Consider the following 13,314-nt stretch of genomic DNA (forward strand, 5'->3'; position numbering starts at 1 on the left):
GCACGTCGCTCATTGCGAATGTAATCGCGGATCTGCGACGAGGTCGAGGATGTCGCCACGATGGAGTTGGGCGATGACCGAATCGGTAACTACATAGACTGGCTGCGCGCTCACCACCGTGGCGACGTTGCCGATGACCTCGACCGCACCGTGATTGGCCATGGCGAGGACCGGGATGCCGCTGGTGGCGAAAAAGTCGGCAATCTCGGCGTCATGTGGGTCGGGCGTATAGTGTGCCCACGCGGCGTAACGGCCGACCTGTTGCATGCCGGTAAAGGTCGCCAGGCCGACGTCATTCGGATCGTGCGCGTAGCGGAAATCCTGGCCAAGGATCAGCGAGCCGGCGCTGTTGCTGCCAAGCCACGCGCCACTGGCAAGGTGCGCCCGCAGCGTCGGCACGAAGCCGCTGCAGGCAAACTCGTGCCACAGCGCAAAGGTGTTGCCGCCACCGATAAAAACCGCGCGGAATTGCGCTAGGTCGGACGCAGTGCGGTCATGCAGGTCTGTCCACGTGGTGACCGCTGAAGGCGCGACGCCATGCGGTGCGAGCCATTCACAGAAGCGGTCGTGATAGGCCTCATGCTTGGCCGCGGGCCACGCGTGTGGCAAGAGCAACATGGGGCGATCCGCCGCGGTGGCAGTGACCGCCAGCAAGTGCGCGATGCCGTCGGCGAGGCTGTCGGTGTCCCAGCCGCCAGTGAGGACAAGACGCGGACCAATCATCGGCCGCCAGGGTAACACAGCGAATGTGGTCGTTGTAACTGAGGTAGCCGCCTGCGCTTGCGGCGACGCAGCCCATGGTGAATAGTCGCGGCCAGGGACGGTTATGAAAAAATTGGGTTGGCAGCACTGCCAGGCTTGGTTGGCGATTTCATTGCTCGTGGTGGGCTGCGGTCATCGGACCAGGCTTGGTGGGGAGGCCGCTTCCGCGAGCGACCACGCTGAGCCGTCTGGCCCACACGATCCTGCGGGTCCGCCGCCATCGGTGCTTGCCGTCGGCTACATGCAGCGGTGCTGTTTGACCGACGCCGGGCGCGTTGACTGTGCGGGAGGCAGTGAGCATGGTGAGTCGAAACCGCCGGCGGAGGCGATGACGGCGATCAGCGCGGGGCTGTATACAACGTGCGGGATCGACGCGAGCCAGCGCTTGCGGTGCTGGGGCCAGTGGAGCCCGGCCTCCGATCCGACCTGGGACGATGCCTTACGGTTTCGAAGCGTCGCGGTCGGGCGTGATTTCGCCTGCGCGCTTACATTGGAAAAAAACATGGTGTGTTGGTCGAGCGAGGCCTTTACGGCGATTCCGAGCGGCCCGTTTGAGCGCATCGACGCGGGCTACTCGTCGGCGTGCGCCATGCGCGCAAATGGCGAGGTCCGCTGTGCCGGCTTTGCCGAGCAGCCAGACCCGATCCTATGTGACGATCTGGAGCACGTTGCGTGGGCGCCGGTGCCCGACGACGCCTGCGAGCCAGGTCGCCTCGTGCCACGAAGTTGGAGCCATCCGCCAAAAGGCCTGGTTGCAACCACCTTTGCGGTTGGAGACGATCACGCCTGCGCGCGCACCACGCAGGGCGCCGTCGTTTGCTGGGGCGCGTGGGGTTACGGCGACGGCAATACCATTTGGTCGACGCACTTGTTTCCGCCAAAACTGCCGCAACATGTAGTGAAGCTGACGGCGGGAGGTGGGAGCACGTGTGCGCTCACGGCCGAGGGCGAGGCGATATGCTGGGGTGGCCAAGCACAAACGCCGCTGACGGGACGTTTTTTGGATATCGATGCGGGTGCGAACGGGACGTGCGGGTTGCGCGCCGATGGCACCGTCGAATGCTTTGACCACGCAAGTTTTGCCGGTACGCCGGCAGATCCAAACGTGTTGCAATGTGCCGCGCGTGGCCCGGCGCTAAATGACTAGGCAGAGGTTGGTCGCGGTGGCGCGCGCCATGGTGGCGATGATCGACTTGGGGGCAAAGCCATCAAATTTGCATTCGAGGGTGTCGATGCGCCCGATGTGAAATCGATCGACCGAGACGCGCGCCGAGCCGAGCGGCACATCTTTGGCCGTGACATCAAAGAGCCCAATGTCGCCGCGGATGAGGCCGGGTGCAGGCGGGTAGGCCAAGAAGCCGTCAAGGTGCACGTCGACCAGTCCCGGCTCGTTGTCGCCGCCAAAGAGCAGCGCGCCGTCGCCGAGTTCGAGCGCGCGGGGCGCGGTGAGCGAGAGGTCGACCTTGATGTCGCTCATTTTAAGCGACCTCAGCGTCGAGCGCTTTTTCTTGGCATCGTCGTCTTGCTCGGGCGCGCGTCGAAAATCGCCGAGGCAGCGCAACGGGATGCGGCCAAAGGCGGCGAGCGATTGCGCGTCGGGATCGAGGTGCCAAGCGATGATTTCGCGTGAGGTGCGCGCCAACATGGGCACGCCAAAGCGCAGCGCGAGCGCGTCGTTGTCGAGGCTTAAATCTAAGAAGGCGCCTTCCAGCCAGCGCAGGCTGGCCTCGAGCGCGCGGAAATCGAGGCTGCCGTCACGGATAGGCACGTCGAGCTTTTGGTCGAGCGTGCGCATGCCTAGCACGGGCAGCTCAAGCTCCACTTGCAGGGTCATCTTGAGCGTGCCGTGCAGGGCGTCGAGAAAGCGCAGGCGGTCTTGCATGCGGCCGCTGGTAAACTGCTTGACCGCAGGCGATTCGAGTTGGTGTGCGAGCTGCGTCGGCTCGACATGGCTGATTTCAAAGCCGACGTCCGACAGCGAGACGTGGGGCGAAATGAGCTCCATGCCGCCGCCGGCCGACTTGGTGAGCTGCATGCCGCGCGGCATCTCGAACCGCTCGGCGCTCATCGTGAATGAGCCGTGTTCGCTGCGCATCCAGGCGCGGCTGCACGCGGTGCTTTCCGTGGCCCAGTGCGTGTGGTCCAAGCTGGTGGTTAGCCCTTCAATTTGGACGTCGGCGCCGCCATAGTGAAGCGTGCCGGCGCGGCCGTCGATCTTATCAGCCTCAAGGTGACGGAAATCGAGCCGCCTCGCGCCCTCTTCGAGGCGGATGGCAAAGCCCTTAGCGCGGACATCCGCATCCAAGCGGTGGTCGGACATAGGGCCAGAGGGTACGGGCCAGGGCGGCAAAAGCAAGGCGACGACCCACCCTAAATGCCAGGATGGCGGGGCCGATCGCTCGCCGCCCCTTGCGCTGTCAGCGGATCGTGCTTTTCTTAGGGCTATGAACAGCCCCCTCGCAAACCTCTTGGCCCGCGATCTAAGCGATATCGATCGCGAGGAGGTTGCCGATGTTGAGCTTACCTTAGAGATATCTGACGACGGCGACGACGCCGAAGCCGACGACGAACCCATTGCGAAGTCGGCCGTCGAGCAGGCGCTTTATGACGCCGCGCAGCTGGCTTCACACACCGGTGTCGGGCTCGATGTGTTCATGAAGGCCGCGTGGTCGGCCTACCTTGAGACGCATCCCGAGGTGCATGAAAAGATTGAACGGCAGGCGCTCATCAAGCACCTCAAGATGCTACGGCGCACCGGCAAAATCGGGTTGGCGTAAGCGGTACTACCGCTCGGCCGCCCTGGCGGTGAACCTATCGATAGACCTCGCGGCGGTGGCCAATTTTGATTATCGCGATCGTTACTACGCTACGTTCGATCGTATAGATGACGCGGTAGTCTTGAAGTCGAACGCGAAAGAGAGAGCTAGCACCTTTTAGCTTCTTAATCTGCAGCAACTCGGTGTGCGGGTTGAACGACAATAGGTGGACGGCCTCCAAGATTCTCGCTTGCGCCTTTTTGGGCAGGGCGTGAAGTTCCTTGACTGCGCTCTGCTTAAAAACGACTGCGAACGCCGGCTGCATCATTTCAGTTTCTTGATTACGCTCGCCAGCGAGAGTTCTTCCTCATCGCGCCGGGCTCTATACGCCGCAAGGTCGATTTCATCTTCGAGCTGTTCGCGAATCGCCTGCTCGACGACACTTTGGATTTTCAGGCCGCGTTGCTTGCAAAAAAGCGTTAGCGCGACTTTCAAATCATGGTCGATGCTCGTTGAGAGGGTTGCCAGCTTAGACATGGTTTCAAGGGTACCATGGAAAACCTTGGTTTTAAAAGGTTTGAATTTGGGTTCTCGTTAGATGAAACGCTTGTCGTGCCATCCGGGGCACAAATGGTGGTGTTTGACCGCGGAATTTACGTTACTTGGCGAGGGCGCGACGTAGCATCAGTTGCGCTTTTGAGCCAAAGTCTGCGGCCGCCTTTATCAAGGCGATTTTATCTTGCTTCATCGCCGGGGTAATTGTTCCACGGACTTTTAGCGACCGAATAAAAAGCACAAGTGTAGCTCGCTCACGGCCGTTGTGGGAGATCGTTACGTGCGAACGAATTGTTACCTTGCCAGATTGCGCATCCTCTTCGGCAAACTCAGCGAACTTCAAGGCGTGCTCGCCTGATCTTTTCTCGCCACTTATTTTGGTTCGTTTTATTTCATACGGCGTTTGCTCAAACGTGGTTGAGCCGATGATTTCACCATTGCTCTTGTAAGAAGCAACTGTAAATGAGGTCGCGCTCGGATTGGTCATGAGCTTGGTGGATCCGTTGCGGTGCGTCTTGGTGCCCATGCTCATGTTGAGGTCAGGGAAGGGCCGGGATCTTGGCGAGCGCGCGACTTTGGCAGCGCGCTTTTGGGCGGCCTTAAATTCGGCCTGCAGTGGGGTTTTGGATCTTGAGGCGTGGGCGGCCGAACCCAAGGTGGAGACGAAAACGATAAGTATGAGAGTTGGTATTTTATTCATAGGATTTCTCGACTCGTAGTTGATGACGTAGAAGGCTCGACTAGTCTGCCAGCGCGCGGCGGGCGGCGGTCAACATGACCGAGCCGTAGGGCTCGACCGCCTTAAGCAGGGCCTTGCGGTTTTGCTTCATGCCTGGAGTAATGGGACCAGATACCTGGAGTTCACTTGTGGGCGTGAGCAGAAAAGAAAGCGGAGCCGTGCTGTAGTCTGACGGATGAACAAATACATAGACCATCGGTTGCCGCGTGCCATTTGGCGACTCGATGACGGAGGTCGACCCTGAGACCACAAATCCGGCGACCTCTTGGATGCCTGGATTCTCGGTGCGCATGAGCGTGCCATCGGCGTGTTTCGTAAACTCAATCGTGCGGATAAGCTCCTTGGAAGGCTTGAGAAACGAGGTTCGAAAATGGTCGACTTTGTTGTTGGTCAGGGTCTCGGTGAAGCCGCGCTTGGTTGACCGGGCCCCGAAGCTCCTGAAGTTGTCGCGCGAGGATTTTGGCGAGCGAACGATTTTGGCTGCGCGTTTTTGGGCGGCCTTAAATTCGGCCAGCAGCGGCGTTTTGGATCGAGAGGCGTGGGCCGCTGACGCCAACGTGGCCAAGGCAAGGGCAACCACGATAGTGGCTATCGGTTTCATCATGGTGAGGACATAAGCAATCGGTGTGCCACGCCCGGCACGGCGTTTTGGCGCGCTGGAACGCCGGAGTCTAGGCAGGTTCGCCAGGTTGTAAGGGGACGTACAACCCCTTAAGCCGCGACGCAGGTGGCATCTGCGGTGGCTATGCGTGCTTCAATTGACGCACCAAGTCAGCATAATCCGTGGCAATAACGGTGCGGCTTGGATGCCCGCTTAGCGTCGCGAGTGCTGGGGGTAGAGCTAGGTTGGTGCCAAGGATCGCTTGGACGTCGGTTTGAAACTTTGCCGGATGCGCGGTCTCTAAAATGATTCCGTGGGCGTCGGCAAGATCGGCACAATCGCGCAGTTGCTGCCACGCGTGCAAGGCCACCGCGCCGTGGGGGTCGAGGATCATGCCGTGATCGGCGTGGGCGGCACGCATGGTTGCGCGCGTTTCGTCGTCGGTGCTGATGTGGCCGAGGATATCGGCGCGCATCGCTTCGACATCGTTTTGGTAGAGCGCAAACAAGCGCTCGCTATTGCTCGGGGCGCCGACGTCCATGGCGTTGGAGATGGTCGCGATGGTGGGATGCGGCTCATAGCCGCCAGTTTGCAGATAGCGCGGCAGCGCATCATTGGCATTGGTAGCGGCAATAAAACGATGCACCGGCAAGCCGAGGCGCTTCGCAAACACGCCGGCAGCGAGATTGCCAAGGTTGCCACTCGGCACGCAAAACACCAGCGGCTCACCGGCGGGCCGCTGCGCCGCGGCGGCGAAATAGTAAACGGCTTGCGGCAGCCAGCGCGCGACGTTGATCGAGTTGCATGACACCAACGGCACGTGAGCGCGCAGCGCGGCGTCGGCGAAGGCTTGCTTGACCAGGCGTTGGCAGTCGTCGAAGGCGCCGTCGACGGCAAATGCTGCTACGTTGTCGCCCCACGACGTGAGTTGCTTTTCCTGCAACTCGCTGACGCCGCCATTGGGGTAAAGGATCACGACGCGAAAGCCTGGCAGATTGTGAAATGCCGCGGCCACGGCGCCGCCAGTATCGCCGCTGGTGGCGACGAGGACGGTCAATGGTGGCTGGCCTGCGGTGCCACCCTGATGGAAGTAGGCGAGGAGCTGGCCCATCCACTGCGCCGCGAAATCTTTGAACGCGAGCGAGGGGCCGTGGAAGAGCTCGAGCACCGACGTGGAGGCGTCAAGCGGCACCAGTGGCGCGGCAAACGTAAACGCACGTGCGGCCATGGCGGCAATTTCGGCGCGCGGGATTTCATCGCCGATGATATGCGCCATGACGGTGGTGGCAATTTCGGGGATTGTCGCGGTGCGCAGCGAGGCGAGCGCGGCGGCGGACAACGGGGCGATGTGCGCTGGCATGTAAAGGCCGCCGTCGGGCGCGAGCGATTGCAAGACGGCGTCGCGAAAGGTTGTGGGCGGTGCCTGGTGGCGCGTGCTGATCCAGTTCATGGCGTTGGTTATTGTAGGAGCGAGCTAAGAGGCTGACTTGACGTAGGCGCCCGTGGCGTTGATCGGCGACACCCATGCGTTGCACGGCAGCCGCGCCTTGCGAAACACGGCCTGCATCGCGGTGGCGACGCGTTTCGCGACGACGCGACTGGCGGCCAGCGCGAACATCGAAGGTCCCGAGCCGGAGATGCCCGCACCAAGCGCGCCGGCGGCAAGCGCGGCGGCCTTGACCGCGTCGTACTTTGGAATGAGATGCTTGCGCTGCGGCTCGATGATGTGATCGTTAAGACAACGGCCAAGCAAGGCTAGATCGCCAAGGCACAGCGCGGCGATGAGGGCGGCTAGATCGCCAGACTGCGCGATCCATTGCGCCCTTGGGACCTTTGGCGCCAGCACGCGGCGCGCATCGGCAGTAAGAATTTGCACCGCCGGATGCACCACCACCGCGTGCAACGCCTTGGGGTACGGCAGCGAAATCACATCGAGCGCCGCATTGTCGCGAATCAAGATCATGCCTCCGAGCAGGCTGGGCGCGACATTGTCGGCGTGCCACGCGCCGTCGGCTTTTTGCTCACCGGCGACCGCAAAGCGAAGCAGCGCTTGCTTGGGTAGCGGCATGCCGAGCAGGGTATTGACCGCGACAACGGCGGCGGCCGCGCTGGCGGCGCTGGAGCCAAGGCCCGTGCCGCGCGCCATTCCTTTTTGCAGCCGCAACGTGATCGAGGTTTTGCCCTCACCGAGATGCTGCAGTAGCGACCACGCGGCAAAGCCCGCGGTGTTCGCCTTGAGTTCGCGTGGAAAGCCGTCGTTGGGCTCATCGTCGGCAAAGCGCAGGCCTGGCCGGCTACCGCGCTCGGCGATCACGATGTCGCCTGGCGCATCAATGGCAAATCCCAAGATATCAAAGCCGCAGGCAACGTTAGCGACGGTCGCCGGCGAAAACGCCTCCACGCGCTGCAGCCGCGCGCTACGCCCGCTTGCGCGGCTCACCAGGAATTGCTCCGCCCAGAAAACAACGTGGCGCCAATGCGCAACACCTCGGCGAAGACGCCGGCCGCCGTGACGTCGGCGCCGGCGCCGGGGCCGCGGATGACGAGCGGGCGATCTTTGTAGCGCTCGGTGGTGAAGACCAGCATGTTTTCGCTACCGCCGAGCGAGGCAAAGGGATGTTCGCGCTCGAAGGCCTGCACGCCGATGCGGGCGCGGCCGTGGTCTAAGCTCGCGGCAAAGCGAAGCACGCGGTCACTAGCCGTTGCCTCCGCTAATTTTTCGCCAAGCGCGTCATCGCATGCGGCGAGTTCGTTCATAAACGTCGCGGCATCGGGGGCGGCAAACGCGGCGGCGCCGTGCCCCGCACCATTGACGATGAAATTATCGATGGTGACGTTGTCTTGCAGCAGCGGCAGGCCGCACTCGCGCCCCAAGATGAGCAGCTTGCGCCGTACATCGTGGCCGCTTAGGTCTTGCCGCGGATCGGGCTCGGTATAGCCCAGCGATTTGGCCTGCGCGACCAGCGCGCTAAAAGGCGTGCCCGGTTTCCAGTGATTAAACACGTACGAAAGCGAACCCGAAAGCACGCCCTCAAGCTTGATGATGCGATCGCCGCTTTGCAGCAAGTCATTGAGCGTCGTAATCACCGGCAGCCCTGCGCCGACATTGGTTTCATAACCCAAGATCACGCCACGGCGCTCGGCGAGGGCCTTGAGCTCGCGACTACGCGCCAAGTCGGACGACATGGCGATCTTGTTCGGGGTCGAGATCGAAATGCTCGCCTGTAAGATGTCGCTGTATAAGGCCGGCACGGCCTCGCTTGCCGTGCAATCAATGAAGATGCTGCTCGGAAGGCGGCAAGCGATCATCTCGTCGACAAAGGCAGGCAGCGAGGTGGGGCGGCCGTCGGCAGCTAACCGCTGCGTCCAGTTCGCAAGTGGCAGACCCTGCCGGTCAAACACCATGCGCTTGCTATCGGCAATCGCGATAACATTGACCTGCACGCCGCGGTGCTGACGCAAAAAGTCGGCGTGCATGTCGATCTGCGCCAATAGGGTTTTTCCGACCACGCCGGTGCCGATGAGAAAAAGATTGAGCTCCTTGGTCTTGGAAAGAAAGAACGCCTCGTGCAGCGCCGCGAGCGCCTTGCCCTCGTCAAGTCGCGGAATCACCACCGAAATGTTGAGTTCGGAGCTGCCCTGCGTGATGGCGACGGTGTTGATGCCGTTGGCGCCAAGCGCCGAGAATAAGCGTCCCGCGACCCCGGGCCGCGTTCGCATGCCCTCGCCGATGACGGCGACAACCGCCATGTCGGTTTCGACGCGCACCGGCTCGACGAGCTTGCTCGCCAATTCGAGCGCAAAGGCAGCTTGAACCGCATGCTTGGCAATTGCCGCCGCCTCGGGGGTAACGGCGAACGTGATGCTGTGCTCGCTCGAGCCCTGGGTAATCAAGATCACGTTGACGTCGTGCTGCGCGAGCCCTGCGAACAGGCGCGCGGCGGTGCCTGGCACGCCGACCATGCCGCTGCCTTGCAGCGTGAGTAGCGCGACGTGTGACACCGATGAGATGCCGCGCACCGCGGTGCCGGCCTCGGGGCTCTCGTGCGACACCAGCGTGCCGGGATGCGCGGGGTTGAAGGTGTTCTTGATCAGCAGCGGGATGTTGTTTTTGAGTGCGGGCAGGATGGTTGGCGGGTAGATCACCTTGGCGCCAAAGTGCGACATCTCGAGCGCCTCGGCATAGGTCATCTTGGGAATCGAGAAGGCGCGCGCAACCTTGCGCGGATCTGCGGTCATCACGCCGTCGACGTCGGTCCAGATCTCGACGACTGAGGCGCGCAGCGAAGCCGCCAAGATCGCCGCGGTGTAGTCGCTGCCGCCGCGGCCAAGCGTGGTGGTCTGGTTATCCTTGGTGCTGCCGATAAAACCAGTCACCACCTGCAAGATTGCATGCGACGCGTAATGCGCGGCGACGGCGGCATCGGTAGCCGCGACGTCGACGTGCGCGGCGCCAAAGTGCGCGTCGGTGCGGATCACGCGGCGGGCGTCGAGAAACTGCGCAGGCAGCCCCTTAGCGCACATCGCGTGCGCAATGATAAACGCCGAGTTGCGCTCGCCAAAGCCAGCGACCTGATCGAGCGTTTGCGCCGAGGCTTCGCGCAGCAGCGCGGCGCCTTGCAGCAGCTTGACCAGATCGGCATGCATCGCCTCCAGGCCCGCGGCGAACTCGCCGCCGAGCGTGCCGCACAACTCGCCCGCCGCCGCGCGATGCTGCTCGCGTAACGCGTCGGCGCGCGCGAGATAGGCCTCGTCGCCCACGGCGGCCTGCCGAACCATGCCCAGCAAGGCATCGGTGACGCCCGAGAACGCCGAGACGACGACGGTGAGTGGCGCCTCCGCGTGGTTGGCGCGCTTGACGATTTCGATGACGCTCGCGATGCGTCCGGCATTCGCGACCGAGGACCCACCAAATTTGAGTACGCGCATTCGGTGCCTGATCGTATCAGCCTGCGCGCGCTAGTGCCACGTCTGCGGCACTATCGCATGCGAATGAGGCCCTCTTGGGCGGTGGTGGTAACCAGGCGACCATCGCGCGAGAAAATGCGACCTCGTGCGAGACCGCGAGCACCCTGCGCGGTCGGGCTTTCTACGGTGTGCAGCAGCCACTCGTCGATCGCAAATGGGCGGTGAAACCACATGGCGTGATCGATCGAGGCGGCTTGCAGGCCCGGCGATAGCACCGCCTTGCCGTGTGGCATGAGCGACGTGGTCATAAATGTAAAATCTGAGACATACGCCAGCAAACACCGTTGCAGCGCCGGATTGGCCGAAACGACGCCATTGGCCTTCATCCAGATCTGCCGCCGGGGGAGACGTGGCGTGGGCGCGATGGGCGACTCTTCGGGGTCATCGGTACGCAAGTCGAACGCGCCAAGCGCGCTTAAGCGTTCGACCAAGGGGCGTGGCAGGACATGGCCGAATTTGGCGAGCCGTGCGGCCTCCGTCGGCAGCGACTCGGGCGCTGGCACCGGCCCGTCGGGAAACGGATCTTGGTGCTCGAACCCGGCTTCGTGCTCCTGAAATGACGCGGTCATATGTAGGATATGCTCGCCGTGTTGGATCGCCGCGACGCGGCGGGCGCTAAACGAGCCGCCATCGCGCAGGCGCTCGACCTGATAAAGGATAGGCTGCGTGACGTCGCCGCGGCGCAAGAAATACGCGTGCAACGAGTGGGCGAGCCGCCCCGGCGCCACGGTCTGTCCCGCCGCCGAGAGGGCCTGGCCCAGCACCTGGCCGCCAAACACCGCGCCCCAGCCCAAGTCTTGGCTTTCGCCGCGAAAGACGTTGTCTTCGATGCGTTCGAGCGACAGCAACTCGATTAGCGCCCCCAGCTTGTCTGCCATGAAATGACTGTAGCGGCTAATTCACGCCATGTTAGGCCGGCGCGAAGAAATTGTGGTCGACTTGCCCGGGACCTGTGATACGCATCGATCATGAAATATGCCGCGTCGTTGGCTGGGGCACTCGCGAGCGCCGTGGCATGTGGTAATGGTGGGCCCTCCCTCGCGCCGCGGACAGATCCCATCATCGGTGGCAGCGTTGCGACGGCCGGTCAATTTCCGACGGTGGTGGCGCTGGCCATCGAAAGCGGTCCCGAGGTCTTTCAGACCTTCTGCACCGGCACCCTGGTGGCGCCCGACATCGTCTTGACCGCGGCACATTGCCAAGAGCTCGACGACCAGTACGAAACGATCTGGGTGATCGTGGATGGCCTAACGCCGCAGGCCAGCCAAGGCCGCGCGATCGCCGTCGCCCACTCGGTCCGCGATGCGAGCTACGACGTGGAGTATACCCTGGGGGTCGACGTGGCCTTGCTCTTTTTGCAAGAGGAGGTCGATGACCGCGCGCCCTCGCCAATATGGTTGCCGCCGTTACCGGTACAATCGCCGCTGCAGGCGGTGGGGTTTGGCACCTCCGATCCCTCCGATAGCGGCACCGCAGGTACGTTGCGCTACCTATCCACCGAACCCACCATTTCGTGTGAGGTGCTGTGGGACGCCTTTCGCGACCAGGGCGCCACGGATGAAGATATTGAGGCCATCTTAGCTGGTCGCACGTTCGACGAGATGTTTGTCTGCACGAACATGATTGACGAGACCGGCGTTTGCTTTGGCGATAGCGGCGGGCCGGCCTTCGTCAACCTGAATGGTACCGCGACCGTAACGGGCATCGCCTCCTTTGTCGGTGACGAGTTTTGTTCGACCTATGGCATGTATGCAGTCCCTCATCGCGCGCTTGCTTTTTTTGCCGACGAGGCGCCTCAGCTGTTATGCCAAGTCGACGGGGTCTGCAACGAGGACTGCACAGGCGGCGTAGACATTGACTGCGGCTGCGACGTAGATGAAGACTGCGCGCCTCTCTTCGGGCGTTTTGAGTGCAGCCCCGCCGGCATGTGCGAAGAATTGGCCCCGGGGGAATTTGGTGACGCATGCGTCGGCGACGACGATTGCGCCTCGGCTTATTGCGGCGCCGCGGGGCTTTGCACGTTGCCGTGCGAAAATGACGAGGTGTGTCCTGGCGATGCATCGTGCGATCTGGCCGCGGCGGCGACGGGCGGCGAGTGCGTTGCCGCCGTGGGTGGTGACGGCGGCTGTGCTGGCTGCAGCGGCGGCGAGCCGGCGGGGCTGATTGTAGCGCTGGCGGCGCTCTTCTTTGGCATGTTCAGGCGGCGCGTCGCAAGGTCGTCGAGCGGCGCTTAGCCCCGCCTAGGCTCGGGGCCTTCGCGCGCGACGCTACGGCGTGGTCAGTTGATAGCGAACGCGCACGGCCTTGCTACCTGCCTCGATCAGCGTCGTAAAGATTCGAATGTTGTCGTTGCGCAGCAAGGGCGCGACCTGATCTTCAATATAAGTCATCGTGTCCATGCCGAGCTCGGCGTCATTGCCAACGTGATAGAAAAGCTCGCCACTTGCTTGGCCTTGTTCCGCGATAAAGGTCTTAATTTCGGCATAGGTGGCGGCCGCCTTGGGCCGGCCGATCCGGCGCAGCGTCTTGCCACTCGGCTTGACGGCGCCAGGTTTGGCGCGTTGGTTTAACGCGCGAAAATACCAGGTCGCCTGTGTCGGCCCGGAACCGTCGACGTGAACCACGGTGGTGCGATTGGAGAGTTTGATTCCCGCGCGCGCAAACTCGGGCTCGGCAGCGGCAAGCTCGGCGTCCGAGATTCCGGCGATCTCGGACTGGTTTAGCTTAAGGCGACCGCTTTGGTGACCCGTGGCTTTGACGCGTTGTTTTAGCTTGGCGCCAATGAGGGTCGTTGCGCGCGTGGAGATCGGCGCGCGCGCAGGCTTGCTGGCGATCTGTTTTCGCGAGCCGGCTTCGGCGGAGTCGCCTGGTGCGCCGAGGGCAAGCAGAATTGCGGTGGCGGTGATGATTTGTCGGATTGATTTCATATTGTC

14 protein-coding genes are annotated in these 13,314 nt (G+C 62.5%); 3 read left to right on the top strand and 11 right to left on the bottom strand.

The genetic code is table 11. The features are described from left to right. Positions 1 to 9: 9 nt before the first annotated feature. A complete protein-coding gene (locus IPL79_18925) occupies positions 10 to 723 on the bottom strand; it encodes a Type 1 glutamine amidotransferase-like domain-containing protein (GenBank protein MBK9073047.1) in 714 nt (237 codons plus the stop codon). Between the two features lie 103 nt (positions 724 to 826). Between IPL79_18925 and IPL79_18930 the strand changes: the two genes are divergently transcribed. Further along, complete coding sequence (locus IPL79_18930; GenBank protein MBK9073048.1) at positions 827 to 1,909, top strand: hypothetical protein; 1,083 nt, start codon at positions 827 to 829, stop codon at positions 1,907 to 1,909. Here IPL79_18930 and IPL79_18935 read toward each other — a convergent pair. Next, a complete protein-coding gene (locus IPL79_18935; GenBank protein MBK9073049.1) occupies positions 1,898 to 3,082 on the bottom strand; it encodes a hypothetical protein in 1,185 nt (394 codons plus the stop codon). The two genes, IPL79_18930 and IPL79_18935, sit on opposite strands and share 12 nt — an antisense overlap. Positions 3,083 to 3,206: 124 nt before the next feature. Between IPL79_18935 and IPL79_18940 the strand changes: the two genes are divergently transcribed. After that, positions 3,207 to 3,539, top strand: coding sequence for a hypothetical protein (locus tag IPL79_18940; protein MBK9073050.1), 333 nt, complete (start codon positions 3,207 to 3,209; stop codon positions 3,537 to 3,539). A gap of 34 nt (positions 3,540 to 3,573) precedes the next feature. Here the strand turns inward: IPL79_18940 and IPL79_18945 are convergent, their stop codons facing one another. The 8 genes from IPL79_18945 to IPL79_18980 all read right to left on the bottom strand — a co-directional run bounded on the left by IPL79_18945 (position 3,574) and on the right by IPL79_18980 (position 11,259). Then, positions 3,574 to 3,843 (bottom strand): type II toxin-antitoxin system RelE/ParE family toxin, encoded by a 270-nt coding sequence (locus IPL79_18945; protein MBK9073051.1) that lies wholly within the window; start codon positions 3,841 to 3,843, stop codon positions 3,574 to 3,576. Then, positions 3,843 to 4,055, bottom strand: coding sequence for a hypothetical protein (locus IPL79_18950; GenBank protein ID MBK9073052.1), 213 nt, complete (start codon positions 4,053 to 4,055; stop codon positions 3,843 to 3,845). The genes IPL79_18945 and IPL79_18950 overlap by 1 nt, the downstream gene beginning before the upstream one ends. A 121-nt stretch (positions 4,056 to 4,176) precedes the next feature. Further along, positions 4,177 to 4,773, bottom strand: a complete 597-nt coding sequence (locus IPL79_18955; GenBank protein ID MBK9073053.1) for a hypothetical protein — start codon at positions 4,771 to 4,773, stop codon at positions 4,177 to 4,179. Positions 4,774 to 4,813: 40 nt separating this feature from the next. After that, on the bottom strand, positions 4,814 to 5,416 hold the full coding sequence (locus IPL79_18960; protein MBK9073054.1) for a hypothetical protein: 603 nt from the start codon (positions 5,414 to 5,416) through the stop codon (positions 4,814 to 4,816). Between the two features lie 139 nt (positions 5,417 to 5,555). Next, positions 5,556 to 6,863: a threonine synthase gene (gene thrC / locus IPL79_18965; GenBank protein ID MBK9073055.1), complete on the bottom strand. Its 1,308-nt coding sequence runs from the start codon at positions 6,861 to 6,863 to the stop codon at positions 5,556 to 5,558. 24 nt (positions 6,864 to 6,887) lie between these two features. Continuing rightward, positions 6,888 to 7,823, bottom strand: coding sequence for a homoserine kinase (locus tag IPL79_18970; protein ID MBK9073056.1), 936 nt, complete (start codon positions 7,821 to 7,823; stop codon positions 6,888 to 6,890). Between the two features lie 26 nt (positions 7,824 to 7,849). Next, a complete protein-coding gene (thrA, locus tag IPL79_18975; GenBank protein ID MBK9073057.1) occupies positions 7,850 to 10,342 on the bottom strand; it encodes a bifunctional aspartate kinase/homoserine dehydrogenase I in 2,493 nt (830 codons plus the stop codon). A 50-nt stretch (positions 10,343 to 10,392) separates the two neighbouring features. Next, positions 10,393 to 11,259 (bottom strand): acyl-CoA thioesterase II, encoded by an 867-nt coding sequence (locus IPL79_18980; GenBank protein MBK9073058.1) that lies wholly within the window; start codon positions 11,257 to 11,259, stop codon positions 10,393 to 10,395. Positions 11,260 to 11,349: 90 nt separating this feature from the next. Here IPL79_18980 and IPL79_18985 point away from each other — a divergent pair, with 90 nt between their 5' ends. Beyond that, a complete protein-coding gene (locus tag IPL79_18985; GenBank protein MBK9073059.1) occupies positions 11,350 to 12,615 on the top strand; it encodes a trypsin-like serine protease in 1,266 nt (421 codons plus the stop codon). A 33-nt stretch (positions 12,616 to 12,648) separates the two neighbouring features. On the opposite strand, the gene IPL79_18990 is transcribed toward IPL79_18985, so the two are convergent. Beyond that, a complete protein-coding gene (locus tag IPL79_18990; protein ID MBK9073060.1) occupies positions 12,649 to 13,308 on the bottom strand; it encodes a hypothetical protein in 660 nt (219 codons plus the stop codon). Positions 13,309 to 13,314 lie beyond the last annotated feature (6 nt).

This window comes from Myxococcales bacterium (assembly GCA_016716835.1).
Taxonomy (GTDB): Bacteria; Myxococcota_A; Polyangia; order Haliangiales; family Haliangiaceae; genus JADJUW01.

Coding starts and splice junctions, on each gene's coding strand:
- IPL79_18980 (MBK9073058.1), bottom strand. CDS start 11,259: ATGGCAGACAAGCTGGGGGCGCTAATCGAGTTGCTGTCGCTCGAACGC.
- thrC (MBK9073055.1), bottom strand. CDS start 6,863: ATGAACTGGATCAGCACGCGCCACCAGGCACCGCCCACAACCTTTCGC.
- IPL79_18985 (MBK9073059.1), top strand. CDS start 11,350: ATGAAATATGCCGCGTCGTTGGCTGGGGCACTCGCGAGCGCCGTGGCA.
- IPL79_18935 (MBK9073049.1), bottom strand. CDS start 3,082: ATGTCCGACCACCGCTTGGATGCGGATGTCCGCGCTAAGGGCTTTGCC.
- thrA (MBK9073057.1), bottom strand. CDS start 10,342: ATGCGCGTACTCAAATTTGGTGGGTCCTCGGTCGCGAATGCCGGACGC.
- IPL79_18950 (MBK9073052.1), bottom strand. CDS start 4,055: ATGTCTAAGCTGGCAACCCTCTCAACGAGCATCGACCATGATTTGAAA.
- IPL79_18990 (MBK9073060.1), bottom strand. CDS start 13,308: ATGAAATCAATCCGACAAATCATCACCGCCACCGCAATTCTGCTTGCC.
- IPL79_18960 (MBK9073054.1), bottom strand. CDS start 5,416: ATGATGAAACCGATAGCCACTATCGTGGTTGCCCTTGCCTTGGCCACG.
- IPL79_18930 (MBK9073048.1), top strand. CDS start 827: ATGAAAAAATTGGGTTGGCAGCACTGCCAGGCTTGGTTGGCGATTTCA.
- IPL79_18940 (MBK9073050.1), top strand. CDS start 3,207: ATGAACAGCCCCCTCGCAAACCTCTTGGCCCGCGATCTAAGCGATATC.
- IPL79_18955 (MBK9073053.1), bottom strand. CDS start 4,773: ATGAATAAAATACCAACTCTCATACTTATCGTTTTCGTCTCCACCTTG.
- IPL79_18945 (MBK9073051.1), bottom strand. CDS start 3,843: ATGCAGCCGGCGTTCGCAGTCGTTTTTAAGCAGAGCGCAGTCAAGGAA.
- IPL79_18925 (MBK9073047.1), bottom strand. CDS start 723: ATGATTGGTCCGCGTCTTGTCCTCACTGGCGGCTGGGACACCGACAGC.